This window comes from Kocuria rhizosphaericola, from assembly GCF_044462205.1.
Lineage (GTDB): Bacteria > Actinomycetota > Actinomycetes > Actinomycetales > Micrococcaceae > Kocuria > Kocuria rhizosphaericola.
Genome location: NZ_JBISWK010000170.1, coordinates 46,166 through 62,188 on the forward strand (window position 1 = coordinate 46,166; position 16,023 = coordinate 62,188).

The window sequence follows — 16,023 nt, forward strand, 5'->3', positions numbered from 1 at the left end:
AGGACGGGGGTGCCACGGCGTGGCGATCGGCACCGGACCTACGCGCAGGGCGAAATCGCAAGGCGGCTGATGACCTGCCGGGGGGCATCCGGCGGATCCACGGCGTGCGTCCGGGTGGCGTCCGGGGCGCGGCCAGGACTCTCAGCGTCGTCTCAGTGCGGGTGTGGATACTTGGGGACAGAGCCGCCCGCGCCGCCCTGCACCACCGGGGCCGACCGGGCCTGTCCGTTCCCAGGAGGAGACCTCATGTCCGAGCCCCGCGACCCCCGTTCCGGTGCCGACCCGCAGCTCACGCAGCCCCTGCCCGCGGTCACCGGCCGTCCCGCCCACGACCCGTGGGCGTCCGGCGGCGAGCAGGACGTGCGCCCGGTCTACGGGGCGCGGCCGGGCGCCGGGCAGGACGCCGGAGCCTTCCACGGCGCGTGGCAGGGCGTCGGGGACCCCTCCGCCCGGCACCCGTGGGGCAACGGTGCCGGCAACGGCGCCGGGAACGGCGCCGGGGGCCGCCGGGAGCCGCGGCGCTTCTCGGGGAGCTCCCTCCTCACGGGCATGGTCCTGGCCGCACTGGTCGGTGCGGGGGCGGCCGTGGGGACGGACACCCTGCTGGACGGCGGTGGCCCGGCACCCGCCGCGGGCGGGTCGACGACCAGCTCGATCATCGTCAACGACCAGGACGAGGTGAACGCGGTCACGGCGGCGGCCGTGAAGGCGTCCCCGTCCGTGGTGACGATCTCCGCGTCCGGCGGGGGCCAGAACGGCTCCGGGTCGGGGGTGGTCATCGACGAGGTGGGGCACATCCTCACCAACACGCACGTGGTGACCCTCGACGGCACCACGAGCAGCCCCTCCCTCGAGGTGCAGCTCGACGACGGCCGGGTGCTCCCGGCCGAGGTGGTCGGCACCGACCCGCTGTCCGACCTCGCGGTCCTGAAGGTCGACGCCCCGGGGCTGACACCGGCGACCCTGGGCTCCCTGGACGAGGTGAACGTCGGCGACACGGCCATCGCCATCGGCGCCCCGCTGGGCCTCGCGGGCACGGTGACCGACGGGATCGTCTCCACCCTCAACCGCACCATCACGGTGGCCTCCTCCGCCGCCCCGAGCACGCCGTCGGAGGGCGAGAGCGAACAGCGGGGCAACGACTTCTTCTTCAACCTCCCCGACGAGGACGGCGGCCCCGGCGGCCGCTCGCAGGGCTCCTCGCCGTCGGTGTACCTCAACGTGATCCAGACCGACGCCGCCATCAACCCCGGCAACTCGGGCGGGCCGCTGATCGACACGGACGGCGAGGTGATCGGGATCAACGTGGCCATCGCCTCCGCCGGCTCCGGCACGGAGGCCGGCAACATCGGCGTGGGCTTCTCGATCCCGGTCGACACCGCGAAGCGGGTGGCCGAGGAGATCATCAACAACGGCCGGGCCACGCACGGCTACCTCGGCACGAGCGTGAGCGCCGCTCCGGGCGCGGACGGCCGGAGCCAGGCCTTCTCCGACGGCGCCGCGGTGCAGCAGGTGGTGCCCGGCTCACCGGCCGACGACGCCGGGCTGGAGGTGGACGACGTCATCACGGAGTTCAACGGCCACCGCATCCAGGACGCGAACTCCCTGACGGCGGCCGTGCGCGAACTGCCCGCCGGGGGCACCGGGACGATGACGTTCGTGCGGGACGGCAAGGAGCGCACCGTCGAGGTCACGGTCGGCGACGCCGACGAGCAGTAGCGAGCGCCCGGGCGGCGGTTCCCGTCCGGGCGCTCAGCGCCCGGCGCCCGCGAAGCCCAGCTGGCGCCAGGCCTCGTAGACGGCGATGGACGCCGAGTTCGCCAGGTTCAGCGAGCGGCGGGCCGGCAGCATGGGGATGCGGACCCGCGCGGTGACGTGCGGGTCCGCCTTCACCGCCGCGGGCAGGCCCACCGACTCGGGTCCGAACAAGAGCACGTCCCCGGGGCGGTAGGCCACGTCCGTGTGCCCGATCTCGCCGTCGGTGGTGAACGCCCAGACCCGTTCCGGTGCCAGGGCGGCCCAGGCCGCGTCCAGGTCCGGGTGGACGGTCAGCACCGCGAGGTCGTGGTAGTCGAGGCCGGCCCGGCGCAGGTGCGCGGAGCCGAAGTCGAAGCCCAGCGGCTCCACGAGGTGCAGCTCGGCCCCGGTGACCGCGGCGAGACGGATGGCGTTGCCGGTGTTGCCCGGGATCTCGGGGGTGTGGAAGAGGATGCGGAGCATGACCGCCAGTCTACGGACGCCGGGCGCGCGCCCAGGCCGGGCCCCTAGACTGGCGGGCGTGCTGCACGAGCCCGTCTACCTCGACCACGCCGCCACCGCGCCCCTCCGCCCGTCCGCGCTCGCCGCGGTCGCCGAGCAGCTGGCGCGCGGCGGCAACCCGTCCTCGCTGCATCGGCCCGGCCGCGCGGCGCGCGCCGTCGTGGAGCAGGCCCGCGACGAGGTCGCGGCGGCGCTGGGCGCGGACCCCGTCGAGGTGGTCTTCACCTCCGGGGGCACCGAGGCCGACAACCTGGCCGTCCAGGGCCTGTACCGGCACCGGCGCGGGCGGGACCCCCGCCGCCGGCGCGTCCTCGCCTCGGCGGTCGAGCACGCCGCGGTCGCGGACACCGTCGAGTGGCTGGCCGCCCACGAGGGCGCCGAGGCCGTCTGGCTGCCCGTCGACGCGGCGGGCCGGGTGGACCCGGCCGCGGTGCGGGAGGAACTGGCCCGGGACCCCGGCTCCACCGCGCTGCTGACCGTCATGTGGGCGAACAACGAGGTGGGCACCGTCCAACCCGTCGCCGAGCTCGCCGCGCTCGCGGAGGAGTTCGGGGTCCCCTTCCACTGCGACGCCGTGCAGGCCTTCGGCTCCCTGCCCGTCGACGCGCACCTGCCCGGGCTCACCACCCTCGCCGTCTCGGCCCACAAGCTGGGAGGTCCCGTGGGCGCCGGGGCCCTGGTGGCCGGGCGCACCGTGGGGCTGGCGCCCGTCCAGCACGGCGGCGGCCAGGAGCGCACGGTGCGCTCGGGCACCCTCGACGCCGCCGCGCTCGCCGGGTTCGGCGTGGCGGCCCGGGAGGCCGCCGCGGAGCGGGAGGCCGAGGCGGAGCGGCTCGCCGGGCTGCGCGACCGGCTGGTGGAGGGCGTGCGCCGGATCGTGCCGGACGCCGTCCTGCGGGGACCGGAGGACCGGGAGCACGCGGGCACCCGGCTGCCCGGCAACGCCCACTTCACCTTCCCCGGGTGCGAGGGGGACTCCCTGCTGTTCCTGCTGGACGGGGCCGGGATCGCCTCCTCCACCGGCTCGGCCTGCCACGCCGGGGTGCCCCGCGCGTCCTCCGTGCTGCTGGCCATGGGCCTGGACGAGGCCACCGCGCGCGGCGCGCAGCGCTTCAGCCTGGGCCGCACCAGCACCGGTGCCGACGTCGACGCCCTCCTCGCCGCGCTGCCGGAGGTCCACCGGCGCGCGCTGCGCGCCGGGCTCTCCGGGGCGGCGCCGGCCTGAGCCCCGACGCGCCCGGGCCGGCCGGCGGCGCCCTGACGCACCGGGGAATACCGGCCCGCCGCGCCCCGTTGACGACACGGACCACGAACCCCCGACCCCTGGAGACGATCTCACCGTGCGAGTACTGGCAGCCATGAGCGGCGGCGTCGACTCGGCCGTGGCGGCGGCCCGCGCCGTCGACGCCGGCCACGACGTGACGGGCGTCCACCTCGCGCTCTCGCGCACTCCCGGCACCCTGCGCACCGGCTCCCGGGGCTGCTGCACGATCGAGGACTCCCGGGACGCGTGGCGCGCCGCCGACGTCCTCGGCATCCCGTACTACGTGTGGGACTTCTCCGAGCGGTTCCAGGCCGACGTCGTCGACGACTTCGTGGCCGAGTACGCGGCCGGGCGCACCCCCAACCCGTGCCTGCGCTGCAACGAGAAGATCAAGTTCGCCGCCCTGCTCGAGAAGGCCCTCGCCCTGGGCTTCGACGCCGTGTGCACCGGCCACTACGCCAAGGTCGTCGAGGACCCCGACGGCCGGCGGGAGCTGCACCGGGCCGCGGACTGGGCCAAGGACCAGTCCTACGTCCTCGGCGTGCTCACGGCCGAGCAGCTCGAGCACGTGCTGCTCCCGCTGGCCGAGACCCCGTCCAAGGCCGAGGTGCGGGCCGAGGCGGCCCGCCGCGGGCTCTCGGTGGCGAGCAAGCCCGACTCCCACGACATCTGCTTCATCCCCGACGGCGACACCCGCGGCTGGCTCGCGGAGCGCATCGAGATGACCGAGGGGGAGATCAAGGACGTCGAGGGCAACGTGGTCGGCACCCACCCCGGGGCCAACGCGTTCACCGTGGGTCAGCGCAAGGGCCTGCGGATCGGCACCCCGGCCCCCGACGGCAAGCCGCGCTTCGTCCTGGAGATCCGGCCGAGGACCAACGAGGTCGTCGTGGGCCCGCAGGCGATGCTCGCCGTCGACGAGCTGCGCGGGATCCGCCCCTCCTGGGCCGGGGCGCCCGTGCCCGAGGCGGCACCGCTCCTGCGGCCCGGGGCCGCGACCGGGACGGCGTCGGCCCCGTTCCCCGTCCTCGCCCAGGTCCGGGCGCACGGGGACCCCGTCCCCGCCCGGGCCCGCCTCGAGCTCGTCGAGGGGCCCGGCGGCGACCCGGTCCCCGAGCTCGTGGTCCGCCTCGAGGAGCCGATGCGCGGCGTGGCCCCCGGCCAGTCGGTCGTGCTCTACCAGGGCACCCGCGTCCTCGGCCAGGCCACGGTCGACCGCGCCCACTCCCTGGACCGCCCCGACCTCGCCGGCCGGCGCGACCCCGCCCGATAGACTGGCCGGCATGAGCGCACCGCACCCCCACGCCTCCTCCGACGTCCGGGCCCACCAGGACTTCGACGCCGACGCGTCCTCGCTGCAGGGACAGGCCGACCCCCGCGTGCTCGCCGAGCTGCAGTCCATCCGCGGCACGATCGACAACATCGACGCGGCCCTGGTGCACCTGCTCGCCGAGCGCTTCAAGGCCACCCAGCGCGTCGGCGTCCTCAAGGCCACCCACGGCCTGCCCGCCGGGGACCCGGACCGCGAGTCGGCCCAGATCGGCCGCCTCCGGGCGCTCGCGGCCTCTGCTCAGCTCGACCCCGAGTTCGCGGAGAAGTTCCTGAACTTCATCATCAGCGAAGTCATCCGCCACCACGTGGCCCTCTCCGAGGACCACCGGCGGCAGGACGACGACCCCTCGTGACGCGCGACACCCCACCCGGTCCCCGGCGCACCGACCCCGACGTCCCCGGCGTCGTGGGCACGGCCCTCGGCGCGATGCCGGGCACGGACGTCGTCGAGTCGGTCACGCTGCTGCGGGGCGAGTTCGGCGCCCCGCACATCTCCTTCCTGCCCGTCCTGCCGGCCCGGGGTGCGGCCGCCGACCCCGTCGCCCGCACGGCCGCGGTGCTCGACGAGCTCCACGCGGACCAGCAGCCCCACGGGCTGCGCGTGTCCGGGGTACCCGGCAAGGACTCCCGGTCCGCCCGCGCCCTGCTGGCCGGGGACGTCAACGTCCTCGCCGACGTGATCGGCGCCGAGAGCGGCCCCGACGACGCGCCGGTCAAGACCCAGCTCATCGGCCCGCTCAGCCTGGCGGCCCGGCTCCACCTGCACGCGGGGGAGCGGGCGCTCAAGGACCACGGCGCCCGCCGCGACCTCGCGGATTCCCTGGCCTCCGGCGTCGCCGAGCACGTCCGGGCGGTGCGCGCCGCGGCGCCCGGCCGGGACGTCCTCGTCCAGCTGGACGAGCCCGAGCTCGCCCGGGTGCTCGCGGGCAGCCTGCCCACGATGAGCGGCTACCGGACCCTGCGCGCCGTCCCCGTGGCGGAGGCCCGGAGGTCGCTGGCGGCCGTCGTCGAGGCCTGCCGGCTGGCCGGCGCCGCCGCCGTCGCCCTGCGGCTGCCCCCCGAGGTCGATCCCCGGCTCGCCCGGGAGGCCGGGGCGGACGCCGTGCAGGTGCCGGCCCCCGCCGGTTCGGCGCACGGGTGGGAGCCGCTCGCCGCCCTCGTCGAGGACGGCCTGCAGCTGTGGCTGGGCGTCGTCCCGGTGCCCGCCGGACGGGCCGGGGACCGCGCCCTGGCCGCGGACGTGTGGTCCGTCTGGCGGGACCTCGGTCTGCCGGCCACCGCCCTCGACCAGGTGCGGATCACACCGCGCGGGGAGCTCGACGCCCTGGGTCCCGCCGAGCTGCGCGACGTCCTCGCGCGGGTCACCGGGACCGCCTCGGCGCTGGCCCGGACCGCCGCCGACGCCTGAGCCCGTGCCACCCGGCGGAGCGACACACTCCGCGCCGAGGTGCGGGGCGGGCCGCGATCGGCCACAATGCAGGTGGACCCCGGTCCACCACCACGCCCCGGAGCACACGGGGTCACGGCGATCCCCGCCCCTGCGGGTCCGCCCCACACAACCGGAGAGGCGATGAACGCGCGAATACTGGTCGTCGACGACGACGCCGCCCTGTCGGAGATGATCGGGATCGTCCTGACCGCGGAGGGCTTCGAGCCCGTCTTCTGCTACGACGGAGGCACCGCCGTGGACACCTTCCGGGCCGTGCGCCCGGACCTGCTGCTGCTCGACCTCATGCTTCCCGGCAAGGACGGCATCCAGGTCTGCCGCGAGATCCGCACGATCTCCGACGTCCCGGTCGTCATGCTCACCGCCAAGTCGGACACCGTCGACGTGGTCCGCGGACTCGAGGCCGGGGCCGACGACTACGTGCCCAAGCCGTTCAAGCCCGCCGAGCTCGTGGCCCGGGTCAAGGCCCGCCTGCGACCCGTCGAGCGCGCCGGCTCGCACGAGCTGCGGATCGGCGACCTGACCATCGACGTGAGCGGGCACAGCGTGCACCGGGGGGACCACGAGATCAGTCTCACCCCCCTCGAGTTCGACCTGCTGACCGCCCTGGCGCGCGCACCGCACCAGGTGTTCTCGCGGGAGATGCTGCTCCGCGACGTCTGGGGCTACCAGCACGCAGCCGACACGCGGCTCGTCAACGTCCACGTGCAGCGGCTGCGCTCCAAGATCGAGCGGGACCCGGAGAGCCCCGAGATCGTGGTCACCGTGCGCGGCGTCGGCTACAAGGCGGGCACGTCCGCCCGATGACCCCGCCGGACGTCGCCGCCTCCCCCCGGCGCCGTGGGCCGGCCGGCGCCGCGACCCGCCGGCTGCGGCTGGGCCGGCTCCTGCTGGCCCGCCGCTGGCGGCAGTCCCTGCAGTTCCGGGCCATCGCCGTGTCCCTGTCCCTGACGGCGCTGGCCTTCTTCGTCACGGGCAGCTTCCTCTCGCACCAGATCGCGGACCGGCTGTTCACCGAACGGCTGGACCAGGTCCTGGCCTCGGCCACCTCGGACTTCGAGCAGGTGCAGGACAGCTTCGACGCCTCGGACGCGTCCGACCGCGACGAGCTGCAGGCGCTCGTCGCCTCGACCCTCGGCGCGCTCTCGGTCGACGGCGCGGAGACGGAGCGCTGGATCCTGCTCCCGATGGACTTCACGAGCGGGCAGACCCTGATCCCCGCGCAGAGCCAGAGCCCGTGGATGACCTCGAGCACCGTGCCCGCGGAGCTCCAGGAACGGCTCGCCGAGCAGGACGGCGTGTTCTGGCAGCCCGCCTCGGTCCGGATGACGGAGAACGGGGAGGAGGCCCCCGTCATCGTCGTGGGCACCGTGGTGGACCTCTACCAGAACAGCCGCTACGGGCTCTACCTCGTCTACGACTTCTCCGAGCCGCAGCGCACCCTCGACGCGATGCACGCGGTGCTGCTGCTGTCGGTCGTCGTCCTGCTCCTGCTCGTGGGCGCGATCGTCTGGTACGTGACCCGCGAGGTCGTCCGTCCGGTCTCCAGCACCGCCCGCGTGGCCGAGCAGCTCGCCGACGGCGACCTGGGCGTGCGGATGCCCGTCAGCGGCTCGCACGAGGTGGCCCGCCTCGCCCGGTCCTTCAACCGGATGGCGGACAGCCTGCAGGAGCAGATCACCCAGCTCGAGCAGCTGTCCTCGATGCAGCAGACCTTCGTCTCGGACGTCTCCCACGAGCTGCGCACCCCGCTGACCACGGTGCGGATGGCGGCCGAGGTGCTCTTCAACGCCCGCGAGGACTTCGACCCCGTCAACCGACGCTCCGCCGAGCTGCTCTACCACCAGGTGGACCGCTTCGACTCCCTGCTGGCCGACCTGCTGGAGATCTCCCGCTTCGACGCGGGCGCCGCGCGGCTCGAGGTGGCCAACGTCGAGCTGTTCTCGGTGGTGCACGACGTCCTGGACGCCGCCGCCCCGCTCGCCGTCTCCTCCGGCTCCACGGTGCGGGTCCGCTCGGAGCTCTCCCGCTGCACCGTCCAAGGGGACCAGCGACGGATCGAGCGGATCCTGCGCAACCTCATGGTCAACGCCCTCGAGCACGGGGAGGGCCGGCCCATCGACGTCGTGGTCGGGGCCTCCGACGTGGCCGCGGCCGTGGCGGTGCGCGACCACGGCATCGGGATGACCGGGGAGGAGGCTGCCAAGGCCTTCAACCGCTTCTGGCGCGCGGACCCGGCCCGCGCCCGCACCACGGGCGGGACGGGGCTCGGCCTCGCGATCGCCACCGAGGACACGCGGCTGCACGGAGGCCGGCTCGACGTGTGGGGCGCGCCGGGGGAGGGCGCGTGCTTCCGGCTCACCCTGCCCCGGACCCGCGGGCGGCGGCTCGGGCCCGACGACGACAGCCCGCTCGGCCTGCCGCCCGACGCCGACGCCTACCCGGAGACTGCGGCGGTGACGAGGACGGGGTCCCTGGCCGTGGCGTCCGCGGCCCCGCCGGAGCAGGCGTCCCCCGCCGCGGCGGCGCAGCCGACCGACGTGGAGGAGGACCGGCCATGAGCAGGAACGGGAGACTGACCCGCACGGCCGCACTGGCCCTGGCCGCAGCCGTGGCGATCGGCGGGTGCGGGGCCATCCCCCGGACGGGACCCGTGCACCGGCACGCCGAGCCCACCCGGACCGCGGCCCAGCCCACCTACGACGTCGAGCCGGCCGGCCCCCGCGACGGGGCGACGCCGGAGCAGATCGTGCGGGGCTTCCTCGCGGCCGGGACCGGCGTGGCCGACGACTACTCGGTGGCCCGCGAGTACCTCACCCCGGAGCTCGCCGGCACCTGGCACCCGGACGCGCGCACCATCGTGCACCGCGGCGACGCCTCGCCGGTGCCCCGCCTCGAGGACAACGAGTACCGCGTGAACCTCGAGGTGGAGAGCGTGGTGGACGGCTCCGGCGTGATCGAGCGCAAGCCCGCGGGGGCCACCGAGGTGCTCGACTTCGACGTGGTCCAGGTGGACGGGCAGTGGCGGATCTCCGAGGCCCCCGACGCGACGGCGCTGACCGGGCCCGACTTCGAGGACATCTTCGAGCCCCACCACCTCTACTTCGCGGACGAGGACCTGTCCAACGTGGTGGTCGACCCCCGGTGGTTCCCGGACCGGGTGCCCGTGTCCACGTCGATCGTGCGTGCCCTGCTCGGCGGCCCCGCGCCCTACCTGCGGGGAGCCGTGACCTCGGCGTTCCCGCCGGGGACCACGCTCGCGGGCTCGGCGGTGCCCGTGCGGGAGGGCACCGCGACGGTGGAGCTGAGCGTGCCCGACTTCGACCCGGCGAACATCGAGATCAACCGCCGGATGCACGACCAGCTCTCGCTGAGCCTCAGGTCGCTCACCGCGGTGAACGACGTGGAGCTGCTCGTCGACGGGGCGCCGGTGGAGCTGGGCGCGGGGTGGACGGACACCGCGCCGGTCCAGGACGTCACCGTCCCGTCCCGCCAGGTGGGGCTGCGCGACGGCGAGCTCGTGTTCTACCAGGGCGGCCAGACCGAGGCCGTGGACGGGATCCCCCCGCTGGACGGCTACCACCCGTCCGGTCCCGCGATGGACGCCGCGGCCGAGCACTTCGCGTTCGTGGACACGGGCACGGGCTCCCTGGTGACCGTGGCCCGGGACGAGGCGCCCGTGGAGCGCTTCAGCGGGACCGGCCTGACCCGCCCGAGCTTCGACGAGCACGGGTGGGTGTGGACCGGGGACTCCGCCGGGACCGTCCGGGCCGTGCGCACCGGCCCGAGCGCGGGGGACCCGCTCCGCGTGGAGGCCTCGTGGCTGTCGGCGCGGAGCGTGTCCTCCCTGCGGATCTCGCGCGGGGGCACGCGAGCGCTCGTCGTCACCGAGGACGACGGGGTCTCCCAGATCTGGCTGGCCGGCGTGGTGCGCGAGCCCGACGGGACGCCGCGCCGGCTCAACGAGCCGTACCGGGTGGACGCCGACGTCGACGTGGACGCGGCCCTGTGGCTCAGCGACCGGGAGTTCGTCGCGGCCCCGCTCGGCGGCACCGGGTCCGTCCGGCCCCGCGTCTACGACGTGTCGGGCCGCTTCCGCGAGCTGCCCGGTCTCGTGGGCCTCACCGGGCTGAGCGGAGGCAACGGCACGTCCTCCGTCTACGCCGTGGCCGGCGGCACCCTGCACATGCTCACCGGCAACGCCTGGGCGCCGCAGAGCGAGGACGTGCTGGACACCGCGTTCGCCGGCTGACCACCCCGCCCGGCCCCGGTCCACAGCACCGGCAGTCCGGACGGGGCGCCGCTCCGGCCCGGGCCCTCGGACCCGGACCAGGATGGGCGCATGCCCGCGACCCCGCCCTCCGCCCGCGCCCTCGACCGGGCGGCCGCACGGGTGCTCGACCGTCTGGCCGAGGCCGCCGAGGTGCTCCTGCCCGTGGAGTGCGCCGTGTGCCGTGCCCCGGGGAGCGCGCTGTGCCGTGCCTGCCGCCTCCTGCTGCGCAGGTCCTGCGCCCGTCCCTTCGAGGCGTCCTCGGCCGCGCCGCTGCTCGATCCGGCGCTGCCCGTCGTCGCCGCCGGGCGCTACGCCCACGGACTCGCCACCTGCCTGCTCGCGCTCAAGAACACCGGCCGCACCGACCTGGTTCCCGTGCTCGCCGCCTGCCTGGCCACCGCCCTGCACTCCGCCGCACCGGACTGGCCGCCCGGGCCCGTCCTGCTCGTCCCGGTGCCGACGAGCCCGGCCGCCCTGCGGCGCCGCTGGTTCGACCCCGTGCGGGTGCTGCTGGACGACTGTGCGCGCCGCGGCGTGCTCCCCGCCGGCGCGGTCGTCAGCCGCGGGCTGCGGCACCGCGCGAGCGGGACCCTGCTGCCCGGGCCGGCGCAGAAGCGGCTGGGCACCGCGGGCCGGCGGGCCCGCCCGTCCGGGAGCATGCGGTGCGCCGCGGCCCCCGGTGCCCGGTGCGTCGTCGTCGACGACGTGCTGACCACGGGCGCGACCGTCGCGGAGGCCGCCCGCGCGCTGCGGGCCGGAGGGGCCGAGGTGGTCGGTGCGGTGGTGCTCGCGGCCGTGCGTCCCCCGGCGGTTCCGCTCACCGCTGATTCGGTCCCGGCCCGGCCGGGGCCTGGTGAATATCCCGTGTGATTCAACTAACGTTGAGTCACGGGACGCAACAATCCTCCCGGGTGGGCGGCCCCATCCGCCCACGTCACCCCCGAGATTTGGAGGGCATCATGGAACTGAACGTCATGGGACGCAACGTCGCCGTACCGGAGCGGTTCAAGGAGTACGCCGCCGAGAAGGTCGTCAAGTTCGAGGAGCTGGGCGAGAAGGTCCAGCGCATTGATGTCAAGGTCACCAAGGACCACGCGCTGCCCGGCCACCAGGGCATGGGCGTGGAGATCACGGTCTCCGGCCGGGGTCCCGTCCTGCGGGCCGAGGCCCGCGGCGACGACAAGTTCGCCGCCTTCGACGAGGCGTACAGCAAGCTCCTCGAGCGCCTGCGCCGGGCGCGCGACCGGCGCAAGGTGCACCGCGGCGCCCACCGTCCCACGGCTGTTCACGAGGCCACCGGCACCCTCCCCGTGGTCCCCAGCTCCGGGCCCATCTACACCACCGCCGCGGAGCTCGCGACCGCCGAGCAGGAGGCGTTCGACCAGAGCGTGAGCCTCACCGACGCGGTCACCCCCGTCGAGATCCGGCGCAAGCGGTTCCCCGCCTCCGAGCTGAGCGTCGACGAGGCCGTCGACCACATGGAGCTCGTCGGCCACGACTTCTACCTCTTCGTCGACAAGGAGACGGGGGAGCCCTCCGCCGTCTACCGCCGCAAGGGCTGGAGCTACGGCGTGATCAGCCTCAGCGACAACGGCGAGGAGTCCGAGGAGAGCGCCCGGGCCTACCAGCCGGAGCCCGCCCGCTGACCGCGCCCCCATGACGGCGGGGCGGCCCGGCTGGGTGCCGGCCGGGTCCCGCCCCGGAAGAGCCCGGTGGTTGCGGCCACCGGGCTCGTCCGCGCCCGAGGACCGGGACCGGCTCACGTAGACTGGACAAGGTGCCGGATACCCCCCCCATCAGTCCCAGCACGGCAGTCGAACACGAGGAGCGTGTGCACGTGGCGTCATTCCTGGAGAAAGTCCTCAGGACCGGAGACAAGAAGGTCCTGACGAGGCTGCGGTCCTACACGACCGCGATCAACAGCCTCGAGGACGGGTTCCGGGAGCTCAGCGACGCGGAGCTGCGCGCCGAGACGGACGCGTTCCGCGCCAGGGTGGCCGACGGCGAGTCCCTGGACCGGCTGCTGCCCGAGGCCTTCGCCGTGGTCCGGGAGGCCGCGTCCCGCACCCTGGGCCAGCGCCACTACGACGTCCAGCTCATGGGCGGCGCCGCCCTGCACCTCGGGAACATCGCCGAGATGAAGACCGGTGAGGGCAAGACCCTCGTCGCCACGGCCCCCGCCTATCTCAACGCCCTCACCGGCAAGGGCGTCCACGTCGTCACCGTCAACGACTACCTGGCCGAGTACCAGGCCAACCTCATGGGGCGCGTCTACCGGTTCCTGGGCATGGAGACCGGCGTGGTGCTGGCCAACCAGGACCCGGCGACCCGCCGCCGGCAGTACGTCGCCGACATCACGTACGGCACGAACAACGAGTTCGGCTTCGACTACCTCCGGGACAACATGGCGTGGAGCCCCGACGAGCTCGTGCAGCGGGGCCACAACTTCGCGATCGTCGACGAGGTGGACTCCATCCTGATCGACGAGGCCCGCACCCCGCTCATCATCTCCGGGCCCGCCTCCGGGGAGGCCAACCGGTGGTACACCGAGTTCGGCCGCCTCGTGCAGCGTCTTGCCGCAGGCACCGACTACGAGGTGGACGAGAAGAAGCGCACCGTCGGCGTGCTCGAGTCCGGGATCGAGAAGGTCGAGGACTGGCTCGGCATCGACAACCTCTACGAGGCCCAGAACACGCCGCTCATCGGCTTCCTGAACAACGCGATCAAGGCCAAGGAGCTCTTCCGCGCCAACAAGGACTACGTGGTGCTCAAGGGCGAGGTGATGATCGTCGACGAGCACACCGGCCGCATCCTCGCCGGCCGCCGCTACAACGAGGGCATGCACCAGGCCATCGAGGCGAAGGAGGGCGTCGAGATCAAGGCGGAGAACCAGACGCTCGCCACGGTCACCCTGCAGAACTACTTCCGTCTCTACGAGAAGCTCTCGGGCATGACGGGAACGGCCGAGACCGAGGCCGCGGAGTTCATGAACACCTACGGGCTGGGCGTCGTGTCCATCGAGACGCACCGTCCCCTCGCCCGCATCGACCGCCCCGACCTCGTCTACAAGAACGAGGTCGCGAAGTTCGCCGCGGTCGTCAAGGACATCGAGGAGCGGCACGCCAAGGGCCAGCCGGTCCTGGTGGGCACCGTGTCGGTCGAGAAGAGCGAGTACCTCTCGAAGCTGCTCGCCCAGCGCGGCGTCCGCCACGAGGTGCTCAACGCGAAGAACCACGCCCGGGAGGCCGCGATCGTCGCGCAGGCCGGCCGCAAGGCCGCGGTGACCGTGGCCACCAACATGGCCGGCCGCGGCACCGACATCATGCTCGGCGGCAACGCCGAGTTCAACGCCGTGGACCGGATGCGGGAGAAGGGCCTGGACCCGCAGCGGGACGCGGAGGAGTACGAGCGGGTGTGGCCGGACGTGGTGGCCGCGTGCGAGGAGGAGACGAGGGCCGAGCACCAGGAGGTGGTCGCCGTCGGCGGTCTCTACGTCCTGGGCACCGAACGCCACGAGTCGCGGCGCATCGACAACCAGCTGCGCGGGCGCTCCGGGCGCCAGGGGGATCCGGGCGAGTCCCGCTTCTACCTCTCCCTCGCGGACGACCTCATGCGGCTGTTCAACGCCGGCGCCGCCCAGCGGCTCATGGCGGGGGCACCGGACGACACCGCCCTGGAGCACAAGATCGTCTCCCGCGCCATCGCCTCGGCGCAGAGCCAGGTCGAGGGGCGCAACGCCGAGCAGCGCAAGAACGTCCTCAAGTACGACGACGTCCTCAACCGTCAGCGCGAGGCCGTGTACCGCGATCGCCGCCGGGTCCTCGAGGGCGACGACCTCAAGGAGCAGATCGCCCAGTTCGTCGACGAGGTCGTCACCTCCACGGTCGAGGACCGCACGGCGGTCGGCCACCCCGAGGACTGGGACCTCGACGGCCTGTGGGAGGCCCTGCGCACGATCTACCCCGTGACCCTCACGGTCGACGAGGTCGTGGAGGAGGCCGGGGGCCGCACACGGCTCACGGCGGAGTTCCTGCGCGAGCAGATCCTCTCCGACGCCCGCCTCGTCTACGACCAGCGGGAGGAGGAGGTCGGCGCGGAGGCGATGCGCAACCTGGAGCGGCGCGTGCTGCTGTCGGTCATCGGCCGCAAGTGGCCCGAGCACCTCTACGAGATGGACTACCTCAAGGAGGGCATCGGCCTGCGCGCCATGGCCCAGCGCGACCCTCTCGTGGAGTACCAGCGCGAGGGCTACGCGATGTTCCAGGAGATGATGGGCACGATCCGCGAGGAGACGGTCTCGACGCTGTACCGGATGGAGATCCGCCGCCAGCGCGTGGGCGCCGACGGCGGCCCCGTCGACCTGCAGATCCCGCGTCAACCCAGCTTCCTGCAGTACACCGCGCCCGCCGAGACCGGTGGGACGCAGACCCGCACGGAGCCGGTCGCGGCGGGCGGCGAGGACGAGGCGGAGACCGCCGAGACGTCGCCCAACCGGGCGGGGCGCAGGGCCCGCGCCCGGGCCGCCAGCGCCGAGGCCTCCGAGAGCTGAGCAGGCCGGGGCGGGCGGCGCCGACGGATCAGCCGACCTCGAGCTGGGTGACGCTCCAGCCCCGGCCCAGGCGCTCCACGCGCATGGCCACGGCCCGGCTGCGCCGCGGTTCGACCACCACCAGGGCCACCTCGTAGGCCCCGCGGTCCACCCGGCAGACCCGGCACCTGCGCACGTGGGGATTGCGGTGCAGCTCCTGCAGCGCGGCCTTGCCCTCGAACTGCTCCTGCAGCAGCCGGAGCATCTCGGCGCGCTGCTGGAAGCGCTGGACGATCTCCGGGGTGGTCCAGCGGCTCAGCTGCGCCGCGGGCCGGCTCCCGCCGAGGACCTCCACGGCCGCCTGGCCGATGGACCGGGCCAGCGCCGTGACCCGGCCGAGCTCGTCCTCGGCGTCGTGGCCCAGCACGCGCGTGGCACCCCACGTGTACCCGCCCTGGGCCGTGGGCGGCGCCGGCCGCGAGCGGCGGACCGGTGGACCTGCTGCCGGGCGTCCGGCTGCGGGCGCGACCGGACGGGCCATCGGGTCGGAACCGGCGGCGGGTGCGTTCATGACGGGCCTCCTGGGAACGGTGCTGCGGTGTGTGGGCGAGCGGGTGCTGCAGACGCGGGGCGGTGCCGGGTCAGGGACCTCCGGCGTGGGGCACCAGGAGCCGCTGGCCCGGCAGGAGCCGGTGCGGCCCGTCCACGAGCACGTCCCGGTTCAGCTCGTACCACCGGGGCCACGCGCGGGCCACCTGCTCGTCGGAGGCCTCCGGACCCAGCTGGGCGGCCGCCAGCGACCACAGGGTGTCCCCCCGCACGACCGTGACGGCGCCGTCCACCGTGCGCTCCGCCGCCGGCGCCCCGGCCAGCGGGCCGCAGGGCGCCGCCGGGGTCACGGGGCCGCCTTCGACGTCGCC

General features: G+C 74.6%; 14 protein-coding genes. 11 read left to right on the forward strand and 3 right to left on the reverse strand.

What is annotated here, in order from left to right:
• Positions 1–246 precede the first annotated feature (246 nt).
• Positions 247–1,719, forward strand: coding sequence for a trypsin-like peptidase domain-containing protein (locus tag ACH9D2_RS17425; protein WP_396364088.1), 1,473 nt, complete (start codon positions 247–249; stop codon positions 1,717–1,719).
• Positions 1,720–1,752: 33 nt separating this feature from the next.
• On the opposite strand, the gene ACH9D2_RS17430 is transcribed toward ACH9D2_RS17425, so the two are convergent.
• A complete protein-coding gene (locus ACH9D2_RS17430; RefSeq protein ID WP_396364089.1) occupies positions 1,753–2,220 on the reverse strand; it encodes a TrmH family RNA methyltransferase in 468 nt (155 codons plus the stop codon).
• Positions 2,221–2,278: 58 nt separating this feature from the next.
• Between ACH9D2_RS17430 and ACH9D2_RS17435 the strand changes: the two genes are divergently transcribed.
• From ACH9D2_RS17435 to secA, 10 genes are all read left to right on the forward strand, one after another.
• Entirely contained in the window at positions 2,279–3,484 is a 1,206-nt protein-coding gene (locus ACH9D2_RS17435; RefSeq protein WP_396364090.1) for a cysteine desulfurase family protein, read from the forward strand.
• A gap of 115 nt (positions 3,485–3,599) precedes the next feature.
• Entirely contained in the window at positions 3,600–4,796 is a 1,197-nt protein-coding gene (mnmA, locus tag ACH9D2_RS17440; protein WP_396364091.1) for a tRNA 2-thiouridine(34) synthase MnmA, read from the forward strand.
• A gap of 10 nt (positions 4,797–4,806) precedes the next feature.
• Positions 4,807–5,208, forward strand: coding sequence for a chorismate mutase (locus tag ACH9D2_RS17445; RefSeq protein WP_396364092.1), 402 nt, complete (start codon positions 4,807–4,809; stop codon positions 5,206–5,208).
• Positions 5,205–6,263: a hypothetical protein gene (locus tag ACH9D2_RS17450; protein WP_396364093.1), complete on the forward strand. Its 1,059-nt coding sequence runs from the start codon at positions 5,205–5,207 to the stop codon at positions 6,261–6,263. Before ACH9D2_RS17445 ends, ACH9D2_RS17450 begins: the two co-directional genes overlap by 4 nt.
• Before the next feature lie 162 nt (positions 6,264–6,425).
• Positions 6,426–7,109 (forward strand): MtrAB system response regulator MtrA, encoded by a 684-nt coding sequence (gene mtrA, locus ACH9D2_RS17455; RefSeq protein ID WP_396364094.1) that lies wholly within the window; start codon positions 6,426–6,428, stop codon positions 7,107–7,109.
• Positions 7,106–8,863: an MtrAB system histidine kinase MtrB gene (gene mtrB, locus ACH9D2_RS17460; RefSeq protein ID WP_396364095.1), complete on the forward strand. Its 1,758-nt coding sequence runs from the start codon at positions 7,106–7,108 to the stop codon at positions 8,861–8,863. Before mtrA ends, mtrB begins: the two co-directional genes overlap by 4 nt.
• The gene (locus ACH9D2_RS17465; protein WP_396364096.1) at positions 8,860–10,554 is read left to right on the forward strand and encodes an LpqB family beta-propeller domain-containing protein; all 1,695 of its coding nucleotides are present in this window, start codon (positions 8,860–8,862) and stop codon (positions 10,552–10,554) included. The genes mtrB and ACH9D2_RS17465 overlap by 4 nt, the downstream gene beginning before the upstream one ends.
• Positions 10,555–10,644: 90 nt before the next feature.
• The gene (locus ACH9D2_RS17470; protein WP_396364097.1) at positions 10,645–11,445 is read left to right on the forward strand and encodes a phosphoribosyltransferase family protein; all 801 of its coding nucleotides are present in this window, start codon (positions 10,645–10,647) and stop codon (positions 11,443–11,445) included.
• Positions 11,446–11,534: 89 nt separating this feature from the next.
• The gene (gene hpf / locus ACH9D2_RS17475; protein ID WP_396364098.1) at positions 11,535–12,221 is read left to right on the forward strand and encodes a ribosome hibernation-promoting factor, HPF/YfiA family; all 687 of its coding nucleotides are present in this window, start codon (positions 11,535–11,537) and stop codon (positions 12,219–12,221) included.
• A gap of 191 nt (positions 12,222–12,412) precedes the next feature.
• A complete protein-coding gene (gene secA / locus ACH9D2_RS17480; protein ID WP_396364099.1) occupies positions 12,413–15,124 on the forward strand; it encodes a preprotein translocase subunit SecA in 2,712 nt (903 codons plus the stop codon).
• Positions 15,125–15,152: 28 nt separating this feature from the next.
• On the opposite strand, the gene ACH9D2_RS17485 is transcribed toward secA, so the two are convergent.
• The gene (locus ACH9D2_RS17485) at positions 15,153–15,674 is read right to left on the reverse strand and encodes an Rv3235 family protein (protein ID WP_396364100.1); all 522 of its coding nucleotides are present in this window, start codon (positions 15,672–15,674) and stop codon (positions 15,153–15,155) included.
• Between the two features lie 70 nt (positions 15,675–15,744).
• Positions 15,745–16,023 (reverse strand): LysM peptidoglycan-binding domain-containing protein (locus ACH9D2_RS17490; protein WP_396364101.1); only part of this gene is annotated, 279 nt, incomplete at its 5' end.

Coding starts and splice junctions, on each gene's coding strand:
- ACH9D2_RS17425 (WP_396364088.1), top strand. CDS start 247: ATGTCCGAGCCCCGCGACCCCCGTTCCGGTGCCGACCCGCAGCTCACG.
- ACH9D2_RS17430 (WP_396364089.1), bottom strand. CDS start 2,220: ATGCTCCGCATCCTCTTCCACACCCCCGAGATCCCGGGCAACACCGGC.
- ACH9D2_RS17445 (WP_396364092.1), top strand. CDS start 4,807: ATGAGCGCACCGCACCCCCACGCCTCCTCCGACGTCCGGGCCCACCAG.
- mtrA (WP_396364094.1), top strand. CDS start 6,426: ATGAACGCGCGAATACTGGTCGTCGACGACGACGCCGCCCTGTCGGAG.
- mtrB (WP_396364095.1), top strand. CDS start 7,106: ATGACCCCGCCGGACGTCGCCGCCTCCCCCCGGCGCCGTGGGCCGGCC.
- ACH9D2_RS17465 (WP_396364096.1), top strand. CDS start 8,860: ATGAGCAGGAACGGGAGACTGACCCGCACGGCCGCACTGGCCCTGGCC.
- ACH9D2_RS17470 (WP_396364097.1), top strand. CDS start 10,645: ATGCCCGCGACCCCGCCCTCCGCCCGCGCCCTCGACCGGGCGGCCGCA.
- hpf (WP_396364098.1), top strand. CDS start 11,535: ATGGAACTGAACGTCATGGGACGCAACGTCGCCGTACCGGAGCGGTTC.
- ACH9D2_RS17485 (WP_396364100.1), bottom strand. CDS start 15,674: ATGAACGCACCCGCCGCCGGTTCCGACCCGATGGCCCGTCCGGTCGCG.